We start from the raw sequence: 16237 nt of genomic DNA, 5'->3' as shown, positions 1-16237 counted from the left end.
GACGGCTCAGTAGCTGGTGGCCGCCCGCGCCGCCTGATCGTAGAGCCCGGACAGCGCGCGCAGACGCTGTGCCGCATCGGACACCGCGCCCTTCTCCACCGGCCCCATCGCCGAGAAGGCGTCGACCAGACAGGCGTCGCGTACCTCGCGATAGCGCTGACACACCTCGCTGCCGCGCTCGGTGGTGCGATAGAAACGCTCCTTGCCGCGCTTTTCCGCTTCAACCAGGCCCGCCTTGAGCAGTTTCTTCAGCGCGTAATTGACGATGTGCGCATCGTCGATGTTGAGCGTGAAGCCGATGTCGGTCAGGCGCTTGTCTCGGCCACGGTGATTGACGGTGTGCAGCACCAGTACGTCGGTGGAATTGAAATCCGGATAGCCCGCCACCGCCATGCAGCGCACCATCCAGCGGTTGAAGGCGTTGCCGGCGACGATCAGGCCGTACTCATACTCGCTCAGCTCCGCCGCCTGCTCGGATACCAGATGCTCCGAAGATACGATGCGCTCGCGCGTCATGCCGTCCCCTCCTCGTCCGCTTCGCCATAGCCGCCGCCGCCGGGCGTTTCGAGCACCCACTGGTCGCCCGCACCGACCATGCGGCGGTCGCAGGCGCCCATCGGCTCGACACTGCCGTCCGCCCGCTCGATCCAGTTGCGTGCCGGCCGGCCGGACTCGCCGCCGGCCAGGCCGAACGGCGGCACGCGGCGCCGGTTGGCGAGGATCACCAGTTCCATGTCCTCGCGAAAGCGCAGCCGCCGGCGCACGCCGTCGCCACCATGATGCCGCCCGCACCCGCCCGAACCACGCCGGATGGCGAACTCCTCGACCAGCACCGGATAGCGCAGCTCCAGCACCTCCGGATCGGTCAACCGCGAGTTGGTCATATGCGACTGCACCGCATCCGTGCCGTCGAAGTCCGGCCCCGCGCCGGTGCCACCGGCCACGGTTTCGTAGTACTGATGCTCGGCGTTGCCGAAGGTCGTGTTGTTCATGGTGCCCTGCGCCGCTGCCATCACGCCGAGCGCGCCGTACAGCGCATCGGTAATCGCCTGGCTGGTCTCGACGTTGCCCGCCACCACCGCTGCCGGCGGGCGCGGATTGAGCATGCAGCCTTCCGGCACGACGAGCCGCAGCGGCTTGAGACAGCCCTCGTTCATCGGGATGTCGTCGTCGACCAGGGTACGGAAGACGTAGAGCACCGCCGCGCGGCACACCGCCAGCGGCGCGTTGAAGTTGTTGTCGCGCTGGGCAGTGGTGCCGCTGAAGTCGATGGTCGCCGCACGCGCGGCACGGTCGATGCGCACGGCGACGGCGATCCTGGCGCCGTCGTCCAGCTCGTATTCGAAGGCGCCATCGTGCAGCACGTCGATGGCGCGGCGCACCGACTCCTCGGCGTTGTCCTGCACGTGGTGCATATAGGCCTGCACGGTCTCCAGGCCGAAGTGCGCGACCATCTGCCGCAGCACCTGCACACCCTTCTCGTTGGCCGCGACCTGCGCGCGCAGGTCGGCCAGATTCTGCTCCGGATTGCGCGCCGGCCAGGGTCCGCGGGTCAGAATCCGGCGCAGTTCAGCCTCGCGCAGCACGCCGCCGTCGACCAGCTTGAAGTTGTCGAGCAGCACGCCCTCCTCGGCCAGCGTATGCGAATCGGCCGGCATGGAGCCCGGCGTGCGCCCGCCGACGTCGGCGTGGTGCCCGCGCGAACCCACGTAGAACAGCACCCGCTCGCCCGCCGTGTCGAACACTGGCGTGACCACGGTGATGTCCGGCAGGTGGGTGCCGCCGTGGTAAGGGTCGTTGAGCGCGTACACGTCGCCCGGACGCATCGCCGGATTGCCAGCCATGACGGCACGCACGCTCTCGCCCATCGAGCCCAGATGCACCGGCATATGCGGCGCATTGGCGATGAGCTGGCCCTCGGCGTCGAAGATCGCACAGGAGAAGTCCAGACGCTCCTTGATGTTCACCGAGTACGCGGTGTTCTGCAGCGCAAACCCCATCTGCTCGGCGATGGACATGAACAGATTGTTGAACACCTCCAGCATCACCGGGTCGCAGTGCGTACCGATGGCCTCGCGCCGCGTGGGCGCCTCGACGCGGCACAGCACGAGGTTACCGATGGCGCTCATCTCCGCCTGCCAGCCCGGTTCGACCACGGTAGTGCCCGTCGCCTCGCGCAGGATTGCCGGACCGTCGAGGCGTTGCCCCGCGGCGATGTGTTCGCGGTCGTAGACCGGCGTTTCGCGCCAGGCGCCGGCCATGTAGGTCTGCACCCGCGCCAGCGGTTCCGCCGTTCCCGCCTGCGCGGCGAGCGCGGCGGCCGGCAGTTCGTAGTGCCGCCCGGAAGCTTCCACCAGAGCCGCAGCCGCCACCAGAGTCTTGCCGGACATCAGAAAGCCGAAACGCTTGCGGTAGGCGGCTTCGAAATCCGCCTGCATCCGTTCCGGCGCGGCGTCGAACGCCACTTCCAACGCGCTGTCCGAACCCTCGTAGCGCAGGTGCACACGTCGCTGCACCGCGATCTGCGCGTCAGGAATATCCTGTTCGCGCAATTCGGCCGCGGCCTCCTCCGCCATGACATCCAGCGCGGCGGCGATCTGCGGCAGCGACTGTGCCGTCAGCGGCGCCTCGATGGAACGCTCGCGCAGCGCGCGCACGTCGGCCAGCCCCATGCCGTAGGCCGACAACACGCCGGCCATGGGGTGCAGCAGTACGGTACGCACGCCCAACGCGTCCGCGACCAGGCAGGCGTGCTGCCCGCCGGCGCCGCCAAAGGCGACCAGCGCATACTCGGTCACGTCGTAGCCGCGTTGCACGGAAATTTTCTTGATCGCGTTGGCCATGTTCTCCACCGCGATGCGCAGGAACCCCTCCGCGACCTCTTCCGGAGCGCGCGTGTCGCCGGTCCGGGCGTGGATTTCGTCGGCCAGTTCGGCAAAGGCGACGCGCACCGCCGCGTCGTCCAGCGGCTGGTCACGGCCGGGGCCGAAAATGCCGGGGAAGAAAGCCGGCTGCAGCTTGCCGAGCATGACGTTGCAGTCGGTCACGGTCAGCGGGCCGCCGCGCCGGTAGCAGGCCGGCCCCGGATCGGCGCCGGCGCTTTCCGGGCCGACGCGGTAACGGCTGCCGTCGAAGCGGCACAGCGAACCGCCGCCGGCCGCTACGGTGTGGATCTGCATCATCGGCGCACGCATGCGCACCCCGGCGACCAGCGTGTCGAAGGCGCGCTCGTACTCGCCGTCGTAATGCGCCACGTCGGTCGAGGTGCCGCCCATGTCGAAGGTCACCAGCCTGGCGAAGCCGGCCTGGCGCGCGGTCAGCGCGGCACCGACGATGCCGCCCGCGGGCCCGGAAAGAATCGCGTCCTTACCCTGGAACAACGCCGCGTCGGTCAGCCCCCCGTGCGACTGCATGAACTGCAGGCGTACGCCATTCAGCTCGCCCGCCACCCGTTCGACGTAGCGGCGCAGAATCGGCGACAGATAGGCGTCCACCACGGCAGTGTCGCCACGCCCGACGAGCTTGATCAGCGGACTGACCTCGTGGCTGGCCGAGACCTGCGTAAAGCCGATCTCGCGGGCAATCTGCGCCGCACGCCGCTCGTGCTGCGGATGGCGATAGCCATGCAGGCCGATCACGGCCACGGCGCGCAGCCCGTCGGCGAAGGCATGTTCTAGCTTCGCGCGCACGTCATCCTCGTCCAGCGGCCGCAAGACGCTGCCGGCCGCATCGACGCGCTCGTGCATCTCCTCGACGCGCGCATAGAGCAGTTCGGGCAGCACGATATGCCGCTCGAACAGGCGCGGACGCGCCTGGTAGCCGATGCGCAGCGCGTCGGCAAAGCCCTGCGTGATGAGCAGCAGCGTGGGCTCGCCCTTGCGCTCGAGCAGCGCGTTGGTCGCCACGGTCGTACCCATCTTCACTGCGTCGATGCGCTCGCCGGGAATCGCCTCGCCGGCCGCGATGCCGAGCAGCTCGCGGACGCCCTGCACCGCCGCATCGGCATAGGCCTCCGGATTCTCGGAGAGCAGCTTGTGGCTCAGCAGACGCCCGTCCGGCGCATGCGCGACGATGTCGGTGAACGTGCCGCCGCGGTCAATCCAGAACTGCCAGCGTGCCTCTTGGCTCTCCATCAAAACGACCCTCTCAAAAAGCGGCGAACTCCATCCAGGCCAGACTTGCCGGTATATCGCTATTTCTGGCGGCAAGTCGATAATACACATTGATGACAAAACATTGACAAATTATCAACGTTAATGGAATCTCGAACCGCGACAACAACACAAGACGTGGCGGCCAGGACATCGATCCGGGACCGCTCCGCGAAAATGGAGAGTCGGCAGATTTGGCGTTTCAATCCGCTACCCGCAATTGAGGACAGTTCCATGGATAACGTTGCTGTACCGCAGGATTCCGATACAACGCGCCTCGGCGCAGATGCCCCAACCGCCCTCCATCGGCGTTCCAACAGGCGGGGGCGCGCCCTCGCGACGGTTCTGTTCGGCATGTTCGCCAGCCTCGGAGGCATCGCATCCGCACAGGCGGCAACCACCTGGAACCTGGCGGTCCCCTACCCCAGCCAGAACTTCCTGAGCCAGAACGACCGCGCGTTCGCCAAGGACGTCGAGCAGATGACGCAGGGCAAGCTCAAGATCGTCGTCAACAGCGACGGTACGCTCGCCAACAACGCGTCGATGATCCCCTCCGTCGCCTCGGGCGCCGTACCGATGGGCGACATGCTGATGTCCTATCTCAGCAACCAGAACCCCATCTACGCGCTCGACGCCATGCCCTTCCTCGCCACCAGCTACCCGCAGGCCGAAAAGCTCTGGCAGGCGCAAAAGCCCGCGGTCGAGAAACTGCTGGCCCAACAGGGCCTGATGCTGCTGTACGCCGTGCCGTGGCCGCCGCAGGGGCTCTACACCAAGAAGCCGGTGCAGAACATCGCCGACCTCAAGGGACAGCGCATCCGCAGCTACAACGCCACGCTGGCCGAGTTGATCAAGCTTAGCGGCGGTATTCCCACGGAAATCAGCGTGCCGCAGATCCCGCAGGCGTTTTCCACCGGCATGGTGCAGGCGATGATCACTTCACCGGCAACCGGCGCGAATTCGCAGGCCTGGGACTACGTCAGCTACTTCTACGACGTGAAGGCCTGGATTCCCAAGGACATGGTCATCGTCAACAAGAGCATGTTCGACGCGCTGCCCAAGGATCAGCGCGAGGCCGTGCTCGCCGCCGCGAAGGCGGCCGAGAAGCGCGGCTGGGCGGCCAGCCATAAGGTCTACGCCGACAAGATGGGCGTCCTGAAGTCGCACGGCATGCACATCGCGCCGCCCACGCCGCAACTGAAATCTGCGCTCGACGGCATCGGCAAGAAAATGCTCTCCGCCTGGGAGCAAAAGGCCGGAAGCGCCGGCAAAGCGGTCATCGAACACTATCAGGCCAGCCTGTCGGACAACTGAGGGATGACGCACGGAACGCACTCCCACTCGGCAGGACAGCGGCTGGGGCGTGCGTTCCGCGCCGTTCTCGACGGCCTGTATACGCTCAGCCTCGCCGCCTCGGCCGCCAGCCTGCTGGCGATCGCCGGCTTGGTCCTGGCCGGCATGGTGGCACGCTGGTTCGGCATGGTCCTGCCATCCTCCGATCAGCTGGCCGGCTACTGCGTGGCGGCCAGCATCTTCCTCGGGCTTCCTGCAGCCATGCGCGCGGACGCGCACATCCGCGTAACCCTGTTCGTCGACCGCGCCCCCCCGGCGCTGCGCCGCCTGCTCGAAGCCGCAGTCATCGTCATCGGTCTTATTACCATGTTGCTGCTCAGCCGTTACGCCGCCGCCATGGTCGGGATGTCGTGGCGCTACAACCTGGTTTCCAGCGGTCTGCTGCCGGTCCCGCTCTGGATACCGCAGGCGACGCTGCTCGCCGGCAGCGCGACACTCAGCATCGCCCTGCTCGACCGCCTGGTCGGCCTGTTCGCCGGAGCCGAACCGAAGGAGGTCGCATGAGCCTGGAACTCACCGGCCTCATCCTGCTCGGCCTGCTGCTCCTGTTCCTTGCCGGCGGCCTGTGGGTGGGTCTCGCGCTGACCGCGGTAGCCAGCCTCGGCATCGTGTTCTTCACCTCGGCGCCACTCGGTCCGGTCATGAGCCAGACCTACTGGAGCGCCGTGTCCGGCTGGAGCCTCGCGCCGCTGCCGCTGTTCATCTGGATGGGCGAGATACTGTTCCGCACCAGCCTGTCCGAACAGATATTCAGCGGGCTGGCACCCTGGCTGGAACGCGTGCCGGGGCGGCTGCTGCATGTAAACGTCGTCGGCAGCGCACTGTTCGCCGGCGTTTCCGGCTCGTCCGCCGCCACCGCCGCGACGCTCGGCCGCATGAGCATCCCCGAGCTGCGCCGGCGCGGCTACCCCGACCGCCTCATCTTCGGTTCGCTGGCCGGCTCGGGCACTCTCGGACTGCTCATCCCGCCGTCGATCATGATGATCATCTACGGCGTCTCCGCCCAGGTATCCATCGCCCGGCTGTTCATCGCCGGCCTGCTGCCGGGCCTGATGCTGGTAGCCCTGTTCATGGGCTATCTGATCGTATGGGCGCTGCTGCACCCGCACAGCCTGCCGCAAGCGGCGCAGCGGACCGCACTCGGCGAGCGTCTGCGTGCCTCGGCCCGCCTGCTGCCCCTGCTCGCGCTCATCGTCGGCGTCATCGGCTCGATCTACGCTGGCATCGCCACGCCGACGGAATCCGCCGCGCTGGGCGTGGTCGGCGCCATGCTGATAGCGATTCTTTCAAAATCATTGAGTTGGAAGAACTTTCTAGATTCGCTTGCAGGCGCTGCGCGCACCACGGCGATGATCGGCTTCATTCTCGCCGGCTCCACCCTGCTGACCAAGACGATGGCCTATACCGGCATTCCAAGCGCGATCGCCGCGGCGATCTCGGCACTGCATTTGCCGCCCTACGCGCTGCTCGCCGTATTGTTGGTCTTCTTCATTCTCATGGGCATGTTCCTGGACGGCATTTCCATGATCGTGCTGACGGCGGCGATTCTACTGCCGATGGTCGAAGCCGCCCACATCGACCTGCTATGGTTCGGGGTCTTCGTCGTCATCGTGGTCGAGATGGCGCAGATCACACCACCGGTCGGCTTCAATCTGTTCGTGCTGCAGGGCCTGTCGGGACGCGACGGACTGAAGATCGCGCGCGACGCCTTGGCATTCTTTGTGGTGATGATCGTGGCCGTCGGGCTGCTGGTCGCATTTCCGCAGATCGCGACCTGGCTGCCCGCGCAAATGACGCACTGAGGGCGCGCAAGCGCGGCTCTCTCTCAGTCGGTGGTGTCCACATGCGCGGCGTACATGGCCTCGATGTCCTGCTCGATCAAATCGTGGTCGCCGAGGTTCAACTCGAGGAGTCTGCGCAAATGGCTGGCGCTGTCGACGTCCATGCTGTCCCAGCGGATTCCAAGCCGGCTTCCGTCACCGGCCGCCCGCACCACTTCCCCTTCCAGCTCCAACACCACGTCCGGCCCCAGCGTCAACCGCATATCGCATGGACCACCGATTTCGATGTCCGCCGCTGAAGCATCCGAAGCGACCAGGGCGCCCATCAACGAGATGTCCAACAGGCGCACATACACGGCATTCCCATGCACGTGCAGCGTCGCCCCCTGCACGAACGGCACCCGATGTACCGAGCGATGTTCCTCTTCTCCCGACATGCCTTATCTCCCAAGTGGCATCCTCATCGCGTAGAGTAACGCCTGACCTGCAGAGACGCGACATATGATTTCCGATCCAGCCGCCGTCGCGGACGCCTACCGCCACTGCACCGCGCTGGCCCGCTCGCACTACGAGAATTTCCCGGTCGCCTCCCGGCTGCTGCCGCGCAAGTTGCGCGAACCGGTCGCCGCCATCTATGCCTTCGCCCGCCACGCGGACGACCTGGCCGACGAGGGCCAACTCGACCAGGACGAGCGCACCACGGCGCTGCAAGCCTATCGACACCGCTTGCAGCTGGCCGCCGAAGGCCGCCCACAAGCCGACGATCCGGTGTTTATCGCCCTGGCCGACGCGATCGCCCGCCACGCGCTTCCGTCCGAACAGCTCGACGCCCTGCTCGATGCCTTCCTGCAGGACGTGCACAAGCGGCGCTACGCCGACTTCGGCGAAGTGATGAACTACTGCCGCCGTTCGGCCAATCCCGTCGGACGTCTGCTGCTGCAGCTTGGCGGACAGGCCACGCCGGAGAACCTGGCCCGTTCGGACGCCGTATGCAGCGCGTTGCAACTGATCAACTTCTACCAGGATCTGCACGAGGACTACGCGCAGCGCGGACGCCTGTACCTGCCGCTGGACGAACTGCAGCGCTTCGGCGTCGCCCCCGATGACATCGGCGCGCGGCGCAACTCCCCCGGGCTCTATCGGCTGATGCAACATCAGTACGCCCGCGCCGACCGCCTGCTGCGCTCGGGCGCCCCGCTCGGCAGCCGTCTGCCCGGGCGCATGGGCCTGGAAGTGCGCGCGATCATCGTCGGCGGAGCGCGCATTCTGTATCGTCTGCGCCGGCAATCCGACGACGTGTTCACCCGCCCCCGCTTGAACCTGGCCGACCGCATGGCGATCCTGCGAGGAGCATTCGGCCGCGCCGGCGGCGCTTGAAGCCCGCCTGCCATGAATCGTTTTCAGGCGTTACACTGACCAGCCGCATCACCATAGACCAAGGCATGACCCCCGAAGAGTACTGCCAGCAGAAAACGGCGCGCAGCGGTTCGAGCTTCTACTACAGCTTCCTGTTCCTGCCCGAGGAGCGCCGGCGCGCCATCACCGCGCTGTACGCCTTCTGCCGCGAAGTGGACGACGTGGTCGACGAGTGCGTGGACGTCGGCGTCGCACGCACCAAACTCGCCTGGTGGCGCGAAGAGATCGGGCGTCTGTTCGACGGGACTCCGCAGCACCCCGTCAGCCGGGCTCTGACTCCGGCCATCGCGGATTTCGGGCTGGCGCAGGAGTATTTCCTCGAGATCATCGACGGCATGCAGATGGATCTCGACTACGACGCCTATCCCAGCTTCACCGAGCTTTCCCTGTACTGCTACCGCGTGGCCGGCGTAGTCGGGCTGCTCGCCGCCCGCATCTTCGGCTACCAGGACCCGGCGACCGAACGCTATGCCAATGACCTCGGCCTCGCCTTCCAGCTCACCAACATCCTGCGCGATGTTCGAGAAGACGTCGCACGTGGCCGTGTCTATCTGCCGCTGGACGAACTCCAGCGCTTCAGCGTGACTGCCGACGATCTACGCAAACCTGCAACCGACGATGCGCTGCGCGAACTGTTCGCCTTTCAGGCAGCCCGGGCGCGCGACTATTACCGCCGCGCCTTCGAACATCTGCCGGACGGCGACCGCCATGCCCAGCGCAGCGGCCTGATCATGGCCGAGATCTACCAGCGGCTGCTGGACGAAATCGAACGCGACGGCTATCGCGTGCTCGAACACCGCATCCGCCTGACGCCCTTGCGCAAACTGTGGCTCGCCTGGCGCACCGCACGGCGTGAGGAGCGCCTGCGCCGCCGCCAGCCGACTCCTGCCGTGTGAAACCCGTCGTCATAATCGGCGCCGGCTGGGCCGGACTGGCCGCCGCCGTGGAACTGAGCGCGCGCGGCCTGCCGGTCACGCTGATCGAAGCCGCGCCGACGGCCGGCGGAAGAGCCCGCAGCGTTCGCCACGACGGGCGTACCTTCGACAACGGCCAGCATCTGCTGCTCGGCGCCTATCGCGACACCCGCGCCCTGCTGGCGCGCATCGGTGTACGCGAGGCCGATGTGTTCGCACGCACTCCGCTGGAGCTGCGCATGCGCGACGCAGCGGAAGGTGATCTGCATTTGCGTGCCGGCAGCCTGCCCGGCCGTCTGCACCTTGCCCAGGCCCTGCTCGGCGCCAGCGGACTGACGCTCCGCGAACGCTGGCGCTGGCTGCGCGCGGCCCACCGGCTACGTCGTGCGCCGGCACCCGAACTGACCGTCTCCGCCTGGCTCGATGCCGCCGGACAGCCTCCACGCATGCGCCGCCAGCTCTGGGAACCGCTGTGCCTGGCCGCGCTCAATACCCCGGCGGGAATCGCCTCGGCCGCGGTGTTCCACCGCGTACTCGAGGACGCATTCGCCGGCCCCGAACAATCCGCGCTATACCTCCCCTCCCGCGCGCTGGGCCGCGTGCTGCCGGACCCCGCAGCGGCCTTTCTGCGAGTGCACGGCGCGAATACGCGCTACGGCACTCGCGTCAGACACCTTTCGGTCCGGGACGGACGTATCTCGGGCCTGGAACTACGCAACGGCGAAACGCTCGAGGCCGACACCGTCGTGCTCGCCTGCGGCCCTCACGACAGCGCCCGCCTGCTCGCCGCGCATGCCGAAACCTCCGAGATCGCCGAGCGCCTGACCGGACTCGAAATGCTGCCCATCGCGACGATCTATCTCGACTACGGTCCCGAGGTCTATCTGGAAACCGCGATGCAGGGCCTGCTCGGCGGCCCGCTGCAGTGGATCTTCGACCGCGGGCTCGGTGGCGAACCCGGGCTCTTCGCAGGCGTGATCAGCGGCTCGGGTCCCCACATGGCGCTCGACAACGAAACCCTGGCCGCCACCGCGCAGCACCAGCTCGGCCAGCACTTCCCCTCGCTCGGACATGCCCGCAGCGCCTGGGTCGTGCGCGAGAGACGTGCCACCTTCGCCGCCACGCCGGTCGCCGAAGCTCTGCGCCCGGCATCGCAAACGCCGGTACACGGTTTGTGGCTTGCCGGCGACCATCTCGACACCGGGCTGCCCGCCACGCTCGAAGGAGCGGTACGCAGCGGGCTGGATTGTGCGCAGCGACTCGCCGCAGCCGGCTGAACCACTCAATTGCCCGCACCCGGTGAGGCGCGCTAAGCTTTTCGCCATGTCCGCAAACGACTTTTGATGCCACCGATGAGCAGCGCCTCGACCAATCGTCTGCATGCCTTGGACTGGCTGCCCGGCATCGAATTTTTCGAGGCCGACTTCGGTGGACAGCCCTTCGGCCGCCACTGCCACGACGCCTTCGCCATTGGGGCCATCGCAGCCGGCATCGGCGGCTATCTGTGCCGCGGCAGCCGTCACTCCCTGCCTCGCAGAACACTGTCGCTCATGAACCCCGGCGAGATGCACACCGGCTACGCACTCAGCCCACGGTTGCGCTACCGCATGCTGTACGCCACGGAAGAGAGCGTGGCGACTCTGCTGGACGAAGCACACCCGCGCGGCTTCCGCGAACTCACCGCCGACGATCGCGGCGGCGGCATCGCTCACCGCCTGACGGAAATTCGCACCTGCCTCGACGCGCCGCACGACGCCGGCTGGAAACTGCGGGTCGAAACGGCGCTGAGCGAACTCCTGCGCCACACTCTCACGCGCCATGCTGGCCTGACGCATCGTCCGCCGGGGCAGGAAAGTGCGGCCGTACGCACCGTGCGCGAGTATCTCGACGCGCTCGCCGAGACGCCTCGAGACGGGAACTCGGCAGACACCTCCCTATGCAGTCTGGCCGAACGCGTGCAATTGCACCCGAACTACCTGCTGCAGACCTTCGCCCGGCAAGTCGGTATACCACCCTACGCCTACTGGCAGTATCGGCGTATCGAGCGTGCGAAAGCCCTGCTTCTGGCCGGCGAAACAGCCGTCGATGTCGCCTATCGCCTCGGCTTTCACGACCAAGCGCATTTTTTGCGCAGTTTCCGCCGCATCACCGGAGCCACGCCCGGCGCTTTCCTCGTTCACCGGGCCTGAGCCACGGCCGGACACGTCCTTAATTTCTTACAATACGCGGCCTCCATTCCTCGCTTAGCGTACTCCCCGAACCTATCCGGGACAGCGAGGAACACCTGTGGAACTCAAAACCGTAATCGTCGTGGACCATGGTCTGCCCACCGGACTGCAGGCCAACATGGCTGCCGTGCTGGCGCTCAGCCTGGGCAGAGCCAGGCCCGAACTGGTCGGCGCCGACACTCGCGATGCCGACGGCCAACTGCTGCCGGGCATCGTCACCCTGCCGCTGCCGGTCCTACGCACCGATGAGACCGAACTGCGTCGCCTCGGCACACATCGCGAACCCGGCCTACACTGGAGCGCGGTCTATACGGCCGCGGCCCTGAAAAGTAAAACCTATGCGGCCTATTCCGCGGCACTCGCGAACGCGCGTATCGAAAACCTGCCTGTGCACGCCGTGCTGCTGTTCGGAGAACGCAGGACGATCAACAGGCTGTCGGGTGGCTTCCGGCTTCTGTAACAGTCGATGTCGATGACGCATACACTGATCGGCACCTTCCTGCCGCTGCTAGGCTTTGCCCTGGCCACCTCCGCGTCGCCCGGACCGGTAAATGCGATTGCTGCTATGGCCGGCGCCCGTTACGGCATTGCCGTGGGCGTGGGATATGCGCTAGGCGCCGCGGCGGGATTCACGGCATTGCTGCTGCTGACCGGCATCGGCTTCGGAGGAGCAGTCGCAGACTACCCTCTGCTGACGCGGAGTATGACGATGCTGGGCGGCGCGTACATGCTCTACCTTGCCGGTCGTATCGCGCTGGCGCCAGCAGACCTGAGCAGCGAACGCCTGTCGCAAGCACCCGGCATTTTGGCCGGCGCGGTCGGCCAATGGCTCAACCCCAAGGCCTGGATCGTTTCACTCTCCGCCATATCGCTTTTCGTCGCTCCGCATTCGAACTATGCCTCGGTGCTCGCGCTGTTCTGCGCGACATACTTCGTCGTATGCTTTTTCTCCGTTGCCATATGGGCATGTCTGGGACGCTTCGCCTCCAGATTGACCGGCAGCATCGGACTGTTCAATAAACTGATGGCGTTGCTGATCGTCGTATCGATCGTCTATCTTGCGGTCGATTTCGGAATTCGCTCATAAGGCTAACGCCGCACAATCACTTCGCAGCAACCTCGGTTAGACTTAGACCTGCAAATCCTTCGCCTGGTAGTTCGACATGTCCCTCGACCTCGACGCCATCAAACACTACGAGCCATCCTCCAATCTGCTCGCCGAGCGGGTCATCCTCATCACGGGTGCGGGTGAAGGCATCGGGCGCGCGCTTTCGCTGGCCTGCGCCGCGCATGGCGCAACCGTGGTCCTGCTCGACAAGGCCGTCAAACCGTTGGAGGCGGTCTACGACGAGATCGAGGCCGCGGGCGGAGCACAGCCGGCGATCTACCCGATGAACCTGGAAGGTGCGACCGCCAAGGACCATGCCGACCTGGCCGAGAATCTTGGCCGTGAATTCGGTCGTCTCGACGGCCTGGTGAACAACGTGGGCTGGATCGGCGCCCGCGATCCGATCAAGGACTACGACATCGAGCTATGGCCGCGCGTGCTGATGGTCAACCTGAACGCGCCTTTCCTGATGACCCGCGCCTGTCTGCCGCTGCTCGAGCGGGCAGCCGACCCGGCCATCGTGTTCTCGACTCACGACATACGCGATGCGGGGGACGGCGCCTACGGCGTCGCCAAGGCCGGGCAGGAGGCGATGCTCAGCATCCTGGCCTCGGAACATGACGCAGGCTGCGAGCATCCGATACGCGTTAACGGCGTCGACAGCAATGCAGTCACCACCCAGGAGTACTCGCTCGCACGATCGGACGGAGCACAGACCATACCGGAAACGGTGATCGGCCCGTATCTCTATCTGCTCGGGCCTGACGCCGGGCGTCTGAGCGGACTCAATCTGCGCTTGTAGGAGATAATCCGAAAGTCGCCGCCAGGAAGCCCGGCTACAGAGTGGAATCAGCTAAGGACGCGGTGTGTCCGGAAGAATACCGCAAAAGGCCGGAACGGCCTCTTGCGGCATAGCGTGCGCCGCGGTTCCTGCGGCTGACGGCCGGTCGGCGACATCCTGTCGCAGCAGCGGCCGCGATGCATCCCTGCACCGCATCTGCCCGACCGCTTCCCTGCGGCCCGGCGAGATACTTCCTTTCGAATGATTATCGGTTCCACCGCTCGAGGCCATTCCGGTAGTCCCTCGCGGCGAACGCGCACGTCCCGTACGCCAAATTTCGTTGCGGGCTTGCGCCCCATTCATACGTTGGGACCGCATTATAGACCATAAGTTCCCTTCTTATCACCATAGATTTATCTTTTGGCCGCGAGCCCGCAGTTCATCGACACGGGTCTCGATATAGCGCTGGAATTCGGGCTGTACGCGATAGGCCCCGGAAGCCACGTAGTCCAGCACCGACTGCACGTGAAAAGCACGCAGATATCCGCCGGTGGCGAACACCTGCTGCCCGGACCGATCGAAGAACACCATGCTGGGCGCGTAGTCGACGCCGAGTGCGCCGGCCCAGGCGCGGGCCGTGGTGCGCCTGCCCTGCGGCGTCACCAGCGGCGTGTCCGCCCACTGATCCAGCAGCACTATCTGGAAATGTGCCAGCAGCTTCCGGGTAACGGGGCGTTGGAAGATATCGTCGTGCAGCTCGTCGCAAGCCCGGCACTGGTGCTGCTCGAACAGCACCAGCAACGGCCTGGGGTCATGCTGCAGCGCGGCCTTAAGATCGTAAGGCTTCTGCAGATAGCCGCGCGCATAATGCAGGCGACCGCTGGCCGGAACAGGCGCCCTACGCGCCAGATAGGCACGAAAGCTCTCGTCGGCATCGCGCCCCTGCCCGACATACTCGACCGCCGCCAGGAACCGGTGCGGCGGAAAGTAGCCGTCGATCCTCAGCACAAGCTTCCCAGTCTGATCGAACAACAGCAGGGTCGGGGTGAACATCACCTTCCGCGCCTTGGCGAAGGCCTTCTCGGTGAGCGTCCTGCCCTGCAGGTCGGTGACTTCGCGATCCCCCCACATGTTGAGGGCGATCACGTCGAAATAACGCCGCGTGGCATCGGCGATACGCCGCTGACCGAAGTTGTCGCGCAGAAGGCGCGCGCAATACGGGCAGCCGTCCTGATAGAAGTACACCATCAGCCGCTTGTGCGCCGCCCTCGCCTCGGCAACGTCTTCGCGCAGGTCGAGAAAGGATTGCTTGAACCAGTCCGGCTGCTCGTGCGCACCCGGGTTGACCAGCCCCGGTGCCGGAGTCCGTTGTGCGGGCTGCTGCGCCTGCGCCGCCCCGCAGAGCGCCAACAGTGCGAACAGCAGCATCCGCTTCAAGTACCGGCGACAGTCAGCCGGCAACCCGTTTCGCCCCCGAATTTCCATGGCGCATCCCCCGCATGGCCCGCATGGCCCGCATGGCCCGCATGGCCCGCATGGCCCGCACCGGGAGTATAGAACCCGCCGTCAAATCGTCGAAAAACCGTGTTGGCGTGTCACTATTGATTCGGCAGCTAAATAGTTGTCGAATCAATAATTGTCGCCTGTGGCGAACAACCGGTCCCGGGCCGACTCAACTCCGGCGGCGCGGGGTCTGTTTCCCGCCCGAGGCCGGGCGCCGGGGCCTGGCCGGGCGTTCGGTTTCCAGAGTCGAGAAATCCAGCCCCGCAGATTCGTACAGGCCACGCAACTGCGCCTCGCCCAGTTCCTGCCAACGCCCTGCCCGCAGTCCGCGCGGCAGCTTGACGTTGCCATAGCGCACCCGAATCAGGCGGCTCACGGTCAGCCCGACCGCTTCCCACAGACGCCGTACCTCGCGCTTGCGTCCCTCGCGCAACACGACGTGATACCAGTGATTCGAGCCCTCACCGCCGGCGACCGCATCGACCCGCGCAAAGCGCGCCTCGCCGTCGTCGAGCATCACACCCTTGAGCAGGCCGGCGCGCTGTTCCTCGCTCAGCTCGCCGCGCACGCGCACCGCGTACTCGCGCTCCAACTGGCTGGAGGGATGCATCAGGCGATGGGCGAGTTCGCCGTCGTTGGTGAACAGCAGCAGGCCAAGGGTGTTCACGTCGAGCCTGCCCACGCCGATCCAGCGCCCCTTGGGCAGCGCACGGAACACGCTCGGGCGCCCCTCGGGGTCGCGCCGCGTGCTGACCTCGCCTTCCGGCTTGTGGTAGATCAACACGCGCGGTGCCTGCGGGTGCGCACGGTTGAGCTGCAGCAGCCGCCCCTTGCGCTTGATGCGGTCGTTCAGACTGGCGCGGGTACCCAGCGTCGCCGGTTGTCCGTTGACGGTGATCTCACCGGCGGCGATCCAGGTCTCGATCTCGCGCCGCGAGCCGAGGCCGGCGCGCGCCAGGAGTTTCTGAAGGCGTTCCGGGGGAGAGATATCGGTCATGGCGC

General features: G+C 66.2%; 15 protein-coding genes. 10 read left to right on the top strand and 5 right to left on the bottom strand.

Going from position 1 to position 16237, the window contains the following annotated elements:
* Positions 1–6 precede the first annotated feature (6 nt).
* A complete protein-coding gene (locus tag P8014_RS04080) occupies positions 7–516 on the bottom strand; it encodes a winged helix DNA-binding protein (protein ID WP_337816030.1) in 510 nt (169 codons plus the stop codon).
* On the bottom strand, positions 513–4133 hold the full coding sequence (locus P8014_RS04075; protein ID WP_337816029.1) for a hydantoinase B/oxoprolinase family protein: 3621 nt from the start codon (positions 4131–4133) through the stop codon (positions 513–515). Before P8014_RS04075 ends, P8014_RS04080 begins: the two co-directional genes overlap by 4 nt.
* A gap of 252 nt (positions 4134–4385) precedes the next feature.
* Between P8014_RS04075 and P8014_RS04070 the strand changes: the two genes are divergently transcribed.
* The 3 genes from P8014_RS04070 to P8014_RS04060 are packed head-to-tail and all read left to right on the top strand — an operon-like array spanning position 4386 to position 7306.
* Complete coding sequence (locus P8014_RS04070) at positions 4386–5465, top strand: TRAP transporter substrate-binding protein (protein WP_337816028.1); 1080 nt, start codon at positions 4386–4388, stop codon at positions 5463–5465.
* A 3-nt stretch (positions 5466–5468) separates the two neighbouring features.
* Complete coding sequence (locus P8014_RS04065; RefSeq protein ID WP_337816027.1) at positions 5469–6008, top strand: TRAP transporter small permease; 540 nt, start codon at positions 5469–5471, stop codon at positions 6006–6008.
* Positions 6005–7306, top strand: coding sequence for a TRAP transporter large permease subunit (locus tag P8014_RS04060; protein WP_337816026.1), 1302 nt, complete (start codon positions 6005–6007; stop codon positions 7304–7306). The genes P8014_RS04065 and P8014_RS04060 overlap by 4 nt, the downstream gene beginning before the upstream one ends.
* A gap of 23 nt (positions 7307–7329) precedes the next feature.
* On the opposite strand, the gene P8014_RS04055 is transcribed toward P8014_RS04060, so the two are convergent.
* Positions 7330–7722: a PilZ domain-containing protein gene (locus P8014_RS04055; RefSeq protein ID WP_337816025.1), complete on the bottom strand. Its 393-nt coding sequence runs from the start codon at positions 7720–7722 to the stop codon at positions 7330–7332.
* 64 nt (positions 7723–7786) lie between these two features.
* Here P8014_RS04055 and hpnC point away from each other — a divergent pair, with 64 nt between their 5' ends.
* The 7 genes from hpnC to P8014_RS04020 all read left to right on the top strand — a co-directional run bounded on the left by hpnC (position 7787) and on the right by P8014_RS04020 (position 13753).
* Complete coding sequence (gene hpnC, locus P8014_RS04050) at positions 7787–8662, top strand: squalene synthase HpnC (RefSeq protein ID WP_337816024.1); 876 nt, start codon at positions 7787–7789, stop codon at positions 8660–8662.
* A gap of 65 nt (positions 8663–8727) precedes the next feature.
* The gene (hpnD, locus tag P8014_RS04045) at positions 8728–9597 is read left to right on the top strand and encodes a presqualene diphosphate synthase HpnD (protein ID WP_337816023.1); all 870 of its coding nucleotides are present in this window, start codon (positions 8728–8730) and stop codon (positions 9595–9597) included.
* On the top strand, positions 9594–10892 hold the full coding sequence (gene hpnE, locus P8014_RS04040; RefSeq protein WP_337816022.1) for a hydroxysqualene dehydroxylase HpnE: 1299 nt from the start codon (positions 9594–9596) through the stop codon (positions 10890–10892). The genes hpnD and hpnE overlap by 4 nt, the downstream gene beginning before the upstream one ends.
* Positions 10893–10967: 75 nt before the next feature.
* Positions 10968–11804, top strand: coding sequence for an AraC family transcriptional regulator (locus tag P8014_RS04035; protein ID WP_337816021.1), 837 nt, complete (start codon positions 10968–10970; stop codon positions 11802–11804).
* 97 nt (positions 11805–11901) lie between these two features.
* Positions 11902–12303, top strand: coding sequence for a DUF2000 domain-containing protein (locus P8014_RS04030; RefSeq protein ID WP_337816020.1), 402 nt, complete (start codon positions 11902–11904; stop codon positions 12301–12303).
* Between the two features lie 12 nt (positions 12304–12315).
* Positions 12316–12930 carry a LysE family transporter gene (locus P8014_RS04025; protein WP_337816019.1) on the top strand — a complete coding sequence of 205 codons (615 nt, stop codon included), beginning with the start codon at positions 12316–12318 and terminating at the stop codon, positions 12928–12930.
* Between the two features lie 76 nt (positions 12931–13006).
* Complete coding sequence (locus tag P8014_RS04020; RefSeq protein ID WP_337816018.1) at positions 13007–13753, top strand: SDR family NAD(P)-dependent oxidoreductase; 747 nt, start codon at positions 13007–13009, stop codon at positions 13751–13753.
* A gap of 381 nt (positions 13754–14134) precedes the next feature.
* Here P8014_RS04020 and P8014_RS04015 read toward each other — a convergent pair whose 3' ends face one another.
* Both P8014_RS04015 and rluB read right to left on the bottom strand, forming a co-directional pair.
* Complete coding sequence (locus P8014_RS04015; protein WP_337816017.1) at positions 14135–15160, bottom strand: thioredoxin fold domain-containing protein; 1026 nt, start codon at positions 15158–15160, stop codon at positions 14135–14137.
* A gap of 244 nt (positions 15161–15404) precedes the next feature.
* On the bottom strand, positions 15405–16232 hold the full coding sequence (rluB, locus tag P8014_RS04010) for a 23S rRNA pseudouridine(2605) synthase RluB (protein ID WP_337816016.1): 828 nt from the start codon (positions 16230–16232) through the stop codon (positions 15405–15407).
* Positions 16233–16237 lie beyond the last annotated feature (5 nt).

Origin of the sequence: Acidihalobacter sp. (assembly GCF_037381185.1) — a bacterium.
In the GTDB taxonomy this organism is placed as follows: Bacteria; Pseudomonadota; Gammaproteobacteria; order DSM-5130; family Acidihalobacteraceae; genus Acidihalobacter_A.
The sequence above is the reverse complement of the archived record's forward strand: the minus strand, read 5'-3'. Positions and strand labels throughout refer to the sequence as shown.

Bases quoted from the DNA above. Each gene is read 5' to 3' on its own strand.
- P8014_RS04015 (WP_337816017.1), bottom strand. From the start codon at position 15,160: ATGCTGCTGTTCGCACTGTTGGCGCTCTGCGGGGCGGCGCAGGCGCAG.
- P8014_RS04020 (WP_337816018.1), top strand. From the start codon at position 13,007: ATGTCCCTCGACCTCGACGCCATCAAACACTACGAGCCATCCTCCAAT.
- P8014_RS04075 (WP_337816029.1), bottom strand. From the start codon at position 4,133: ATGGAGAGCCAAGAGGCACGCTGGCAGTTCTGGATTGACCGCGGCGGC.
- P8014_RS04060 (WP_337816026.1), top strand. From the start codon at position 6,005: ATGAGCCTGGAACTCACCGGCCTCATCCTGCTCGGCCTGCTGCTCCTG.
- rluB (WP_337816016.1), bottom strand. From the start codon at position 16,232: ATGACCGATATCTCTCCCCCGGAACGCCTTCAGAAACTCCTGGCGCGC.
- P8014_RS04025 (WP_337816019.1), top strand. From the start codon at position 12,316: ATGACGCATACACTGATCGGCACCTTCCTGCCGCTGCTAGGCTTTGCC.
- hpnD (WP_337816023.1), top strand. From the start codon at position 8,728: ATGACCCCCGAAGAGTACTGCCAGCAGAAAACGGCGCGCAGCGGTTCG.
- P8014_RS04080 (WP_337816030.1), bottom strand. From the start codon at position 516: ATGACGCGCGAGCGCATCGTATCTTCGGAGCATCTGGTATCCGAGCAG.
- hpnC (WP_337816024.1), top strand. From the start codon at position 7,787: ATGATTTCCGATCCAGCCGCCGTCGCGGACGCCTACCGCCACTGCACC.
- P8014_RS04055 (WP_337816025.1), bottom strand. From the start codon at position 7,722: ATGTCGGGAGAAGAGGAACATCGCTCGGTACATCGGGTGCCGTTCGTG.
- P8014_RS04035 (WP_337816021.1), top strand. From the start codon at position 10,968: ATGAGCAGCGCCTCGACCAATCGTCTGCATGCCTTGGACTGGCTGCCC.
- P8014_RS04065 (WP_337816027.1), top strand. From the start codon at position 5,469: ATGACGCACGGAACGCACTCCCACTCGGCAGGACAGCGGCTGGGGCGT.
- P8014_RS04070 (WP_337816028.1), top strand. From the start codon at position 4,386: ATGGATAACGTTGCTGTACCGCAGGATTCCGATACAACGCGCCTCGGC.